Here is a 3,441-nt window from a genome sequence, read left to right as displayed (position 1 = left end):
AATTATAACTTCTTAAGGTGGTTATTGCGGCGGGGCTCACCTCTTCCCATCCCGAACAGAGAAGTTAAGCCCGCCTGCGCAGATGGTACTGCAATCATGTGGGAGAGTATGTCGTCGCCTTTCTTTTGAAAAACCCTGTTTTAAAACGGGGTTTTTTATTCTAATTTTTGCTTATAGAAATATAAGCAATATGGTACCTTAGCTCAGATGGTAGAGCAATGGACTGAAAATCCATGTGTCCCTGGTTCGATCCCTGGAGGTACCACATAATGCTCGGATGGTGAAATTGGTAGACACGCTGGACTTAAAATCCAGTGAACAGCAATGTTCGTGCGGGTTCAAGTCCCGCTCTGAGTACTAAAACTTCAATTAGTTAAACCTAATTGAAGTTTTTTTTTGCCTTAAATTAAGATTACTCGCTAATTTTTATATTTTTACTTCACTTTTTTAGTTTATTAAACTATTTAAAATTATGCAAAATGTATTTATAAAAGAAGATTGTGATCAGTTTATAGGAAGAATTAATCAGCTTAAGCCAGATTCACAGCCGCTTTGGGGTAAAATGTCTGTTGATAAGATGTTGGCCCATTGTAATGTTACATATGAAATGGTGTATGATGATATTCATAAAAAGCCTAACGCTTTTATGAGATTTCTTTTAAAATCATTCGTAAAAAATAAAGTAGTAGACGAATCTCCTTATCCCAAAAATATAAAAACTGCTCCGCAGTTTATTATAAATGATGATAGAAATTTTGAGATTGAAAAAGAAAGACTCATTTCTTATATTAATAAAACCTTATTGTTAGGAGAAAGTGAATTTGAAGGAAAGGAATCTCTTTCTTTTGGTAAGTTATCTTCGAGAGAGTGGAATAACATGTTTGCAAAACATTTGGATCATCATTTTACTCAATTTGGAGTTTAACGTTTAAAGTTAGTAATATGAAAATTCATTATATATTGTTTTTTATTTTTTTTGGATTGATCTGTAATGCACAAAAACAAGAAGTTCAAAAGAGCATTGAGATATTTTTTGAAGGGTTTCATCAGAAGGATTCGGTTAAAATTAAAACGGTTTGCTCTGATAAAATAATTTTACAATCAATTAGCGAAAATGTTGTCAAAGGAAATAAATTGAAAAATGAAAATGTTGGAGAATTTTATAAATCTATTGCGTCTATTCCTTCAAACATGAAATTTCAAGAAAAAATATTGAGTTATACTATTCAGATTGATGGATCAATGGCACATGTCTGGACTCCATATGAGTTTTATCTCAATGACAAATTAAGTCATACAGGAGTAAATGCTTTTACATTATTCAAAGAAAATGATTCCTGGAAAATTATTTATTTAATTGACACAAGAAGAAAATAGTTAATTTTTTAGAACTTCAACTTCAGTACTATAATATAGGCAGATGTCGTTTAAAAGACATTCAGGACATTTTGGTTTAGGTCTACATATTTCTCTGCCAAGAAATGAGATTGCCATTCCTATCTCTGACCAAATGTTTTTGGGTAAAGCCTGCATTAAGTCTTTTTCTACTTTATTCCCATCTTTTGATTCCTTAATTATTCCTATTCTTGGTGCAACTCTAATTACGTGTAAATCAGCAATGATTCCCTCAGCTGGTTTGCCGGTTTCTCTTAAAATTACATTTGCAGATTTTCTTCCGATTCCCTTTAAAGCGGTTAGACCCGACATAGTCAACGGAATATCTTTGTCGTTTTTAATTTTTTTTGCAATTTCTAAAAGCCATTCTGCTTTAGTGTTATGATTTCGAACTTTACTTACATAAGGTAAAAAAGTTTCTAAATCAGTTTTAGCTATGCTATTTAGAGTTGGATATTTTTCAAATAAAACAGGAGAAATAGAATTAATATTTGCATCAGAATCCTGAGCAGATAATACAACCATAACCAAAAGCTGATAGGTGTTTTGATAGTCTAAAGGATGCTTTTTTCCTTTATATTTTTTAAGAATGGGCTTTAATTTAGTTTCCCAATTTTCTGTTTCGCCAAATAAATCCATTTTATTAGAGATCTTTTTATTTTGATATTGAATTAGTTATCTATAAAGTTAGTCGTTTTTAATGAATTTTAATACTCTTTTTATAACATTTTGATTTCCAAGGATTTTTCGATGTCCCAAGCCATCCGTTAAAAATAATGTACCATTCTCAAGGTTTTGATGAATATGAATTCCTGCTTTTACAGAAACTTCTGGATCATCATTATCATGTATTACTAAAACTGGAATTTTGACCTTTTGTGCTGCTCGATATGCTGAAAAATCATCCATTTTTACTTGATATTTATTTTCAAAAAATAAACGCAAGTGTTCGCTAAATTCTTTCTTTAATTTCAATTTCAGAATGAATTCATCTAAAATATCCTGAATAATATCTCCACTTCCAATTACAACGGCTTTATTCACTTTTAAACCATCTTTTATTGCATTTAAAACAGACATTCCACCCAATGAATGGCCAATTGCAATTTCAAAAGGACCAAATTGTTTTTCAATTTCTAGTATAGAAGCTATAAACTCGGACATTATTGTAGTTTTTCCCTCAGATTTGCCATGAGCTGGAGCGTCAAAACTAATTGTAGAATAACCGTAGTGCACTAATTCATCAGCTATTTTGAATAATTGTGTTCCTCTGCCAGACCAACCATGAACTAATAAAACTTTGTTCTCGCTTTGGCCATACTGATAAATTGTTATGTTTTTATTTATCGCTGGAATATGAATAGTTGTCTTATTACTTTTACTATTCATCTCAAACTCGCGTTTAGGAACTTTATGTTTTATAGGAGTTGTAAAAATTCTTGCCGCAAATTTGGTAGCTAGATTTTTAGATACAAATGCACAAATTTTGGCAGATATTATAATAAACTGTGGAATTTTTAAGGATCTAGTAGGATTAATTGCCTTTTTTGCCATTTCAATAAAACTTGTTTCTAAGCAGCACTCTGCCTGTTTTTTTGCTAAATTTAAAAAAGATAAAAGTAGCATATAATGATGTTTCTTAATAAATAATCACAAATTAATTTTTGAAATGGAAATATTTCATATTAGTGCAGAATGTTATCCTATGGCCAAAGTAGGTGGTTTGGCAGATGTAGTAGGAGCTTTACCAAAATATCAAACTAATGCTGGTCATGAGGTAAGAGTTGTAGTTCCTTGTTATGATACAAAATTTAGAAATGAAAATAGTTTCGAATGTGTACATTGGGGGACAGTGAAACTTGGCAATTTTAATTTTCCATTTAGTGTTTTAAAAGAAGAAACAGATAAACTTGGTTATGAGTTGTACCTCATTGAAATTAATGAATTGTTTAATCGCCCAAATGTTTATGGTTATGAAGATGATATTGAAAGATTTTTATCTTTTCAAATCGCAGCTTTAGATTGGATTATAGCTAGAAATAAAAT

General features: G+C 30.8%; 5 protein-coding genes, 2 tRNA genes and 1 rRNA gene. 6 read left to right on the top strand and 2 right to left on the bottom strand.

What is annotated here, in order from left to right; all coding sequences use genetic code 11:
* Positions 1-13 precede the first annotated feature (13 nt).
* The 5 genes from rrf (at position 14) to VGE71_RS22130 (ending at position 1,377) form a co-directional block, all read left to right on the top strand.
* Positions 14-123: ribosomal RNA gene (rrf, locus tag VGE71_RS22150) — 5S ribosomal RNA — on the top strand.
* A 69-nt stretch (positions 124-192) separates the two neighbouring features.
* A tRNA-Phe gene (locus VGE71_RS22145) sits at positions 193-265 on the top strand.
* A 6-nt stretch (positions 266-271) separates the two neighbouring features.
* Positions 272-357: transfer RNA gene (locus VGE71_RS22140), tRNA-Leu, on the top strand.
* Between the two features lie 115 nt (positions 358-472).
* Positions 473-925 (top strand): DUF1569 domain-containing protein, encoded by a 453-nt coding sequence (locus VGE71_RS22135; RefSeq protein WP_331140269.1) that lies wholly within the window; start codon positions 473-475, stop codon positions 923-925.
* A gap of 17 nt (positions 926-942) precedes the next feature.
* Positions 943-1,377 carry a nuclear transport factor 2 family protein gene (locus VGE71_RS22130; RefSeq protein WP_331140268.1) on the top strand — a complete coding sequence of 145 codons (435 nt, stop codon included), beginning with the start codon at positions 943-945 and terminating at the stop codon, positions 1,375-1,377.
* Here the strand turns inward: VGE71_RS22130 and VGE71_RS22125 are convergent, their stop codons facing one another.
* A complete protein-coding gene (locus tag VGE71_RS22125) occupies positions 1,378-2,034 on the bottom strand; it encodes an endonuclease III (RefSeq protein ID WP_331140267.1) in 657 nt (218 codons plus the stop codon).
* A 48-nt stretch (positions 2,035-2,082) separates the two neighbouring features.
* Positions 2,083-2,949, bottom strand: a complete 867-nt coding sequence (locus tag VGE71_RS22120; RefSeq protein ID WP_331140270.1) for an alpha/beta hydrolase — start codon at positions 2,947-2,949, stop codon at positions 2,083-2,085.
* A gap of 115 nt (positions 2,950-3,064) precedes the next feature.
* Here VGE71_RS22120 and VGE71_RS22115 point away from each other — a divergent pair.
* On the top strand, positions 3,065-3,441 hold a 377-nt coding region (locus tag VGE71_RS22115; RefSeq protein ID WP_331140266.1), incomplete at its 3' end, for a glycogen/starch synthase.

This window comes from Flavobacterium sp. (genome assembly GCF_036405015.1).
Taxonomy (GTDB): Bacteria; Bacteroidota; Bacteroidia; order Flavobacteriales; family Flavobacteriaceae; genus Flavobacterium.
This window is presented reverse-complemented; position numbering and strand designations above follow the sequence as displayed.